1 protein-coding gene is annotated in these 1635 nt (G+C 35.0%); it reads left to right on the top strand.

Annotation, left to right across the window (positions count from 1 at the left end; genetic code table 11):
* Nucleotides 1–336 precede the first annotated feature (336 nt).
* Nucleotides 337–1494, top strand: coding sequence for a GH25 family lysozyme (locus CP368_RS09870; protein WP_098044374.1), 1158 nt, complete (start codon nucleotides 337–339; stop codon nucleotides 1492–1494).
* The last annotated feature ends 141 nt before the right edge of the window (nucleotides 1495–1635 follow it).

Genomic DNA, 1635 nt, shown 5'->3' with positions numbered 1-1635 from the left:
ATTTATTTTCATTCAAATTTCTTCACCACGTCTATTATCATACTTGGCTAAGTACTAGCACTTTTTTACTGTTTGCTAGGCCTTTTGAACGTGCATCCCTCTAAGGAGGCATAAACCAAAAAGAATGACATTTAATAATCATTCCATGCTCGACTCTCAATTATTATCCCAATTTTATTGCAATTATTTCTATCTGATTACTACAATATTAATATTTAATCTCAACTATTGCATTTTGGTACCTACCAATGTAATCTATAATATGTAAGTTTTAAATATATTAAAAGTGAGAGATATAGATTATTAACTCTCTCCACCAATTATGGAGGAATTAATTTGTTAAAAAAGAAAACATTCGTAAAATTAGCTTGTGCAACTATGTTAGTAAACACTGGGATGAGTCTCCTACCTGCATCCCTCTCTCCTATTAATCCTTCCCATGTACAAGCTTCAGCAACTTCCGTAGCAGCAAAAGAACTAGGGATTGATGTTGCTAGTTATCAAAGTGCGGATTTAACAGCTCATGCCAAAGCCGGATCTCAATTTGCAATAGTCAAAGTTAGTGAAGGTACTAGCTATCGTAATCCAAAGGCTGCCGCTCAAATCAAATCTGCCATTGCTAACGACATGATGCCGATGGGTTATCACTTTGCTACATTTAGTTCTAATGCTTCTATAGCTAAAAGTGAAGCTAAATATGCTGTAGCATCTGCTAAAGCCCTTGGCCTTCCTAAAGGATCCTACTTAGCTTGTGATTATGAAACTGGCAGCGGCAATATAATTACTAACGGTAAGAACGTCACCGCTAAGGCAATCTTAGCCTTTATGGATGAAATTAAAGCAGCTGGCTATCAGCCACTACTTTACGCTAGTTCTTCTGTGTTACAAAATAACATTAATACACCATCTATTATCAAAAAATATCCTAATTCCTTATGGGTAGCAGCATATGCTATATCTGGACGAGTAGATAAGCCTAATTTTAAATACTTCCCTTCAATGGACGGCGTAGCTATCTGGCAATACACTGATAATTGGAAAGGAATGTCTACAGACGGTAATGTAACTATTCTCCCATTATCTATTTCAGGCTCTGCAGTTTCCCAAGCACCTTCTAACTCTAATGCCAAACATACTGGCACAATAATGTATAAGTCCTACGTATATGATGGCAATGGCAAGCGTACCGGCGAAGTTTATAAAGCTTATACATCAGTCAATTACTATGGTGGCAAGACAAAATTAAGCAATGGTAAATCAGCTGTTAAAATTGGCGATAATAAATACATCATGGCAAGCAATATCTTAGGTAACTCACGTATATTTAAGACTGAGGCCGATGTTTACCAAAGCAATGGATCACTTAACACCGAGTGGAAAACATTAAAGCAAGGTTCACCTATTAAGACATATGGACCAAAACATTATATTAACAATGAAGCCTACTATAGAGTTGGTAAAAATGCATACGTAAAGGCTGAAAATTTTAAATAATTGAAAAAGGACTAGACGTAATAGTTTAGTCCTTTTTGTTATAGATCAATTATCAGATTTAAGCTTATGTTTCAAAATTAATTTAGTCGCCGATTGTAAAATCAAATTGAACACTTTAGAAAAATAAAAAGTCCATTTGGA

It is taken from the genome of Lactobacillus sp. UMNPBX17, assembly GCF_002553735.1.
In the GTDB taxonomy this organism is placed as follows: Bacteria; Bacillota; Bacilli; order Lactobacillales; family Lactobacillaceae; genus Lactobacillus; species Lactobacillus gallinarum.
Note: the sequence above shows the minus strand (reverse complement) of the source record. Positions and strands in the feature narration are given on the sequence as shown.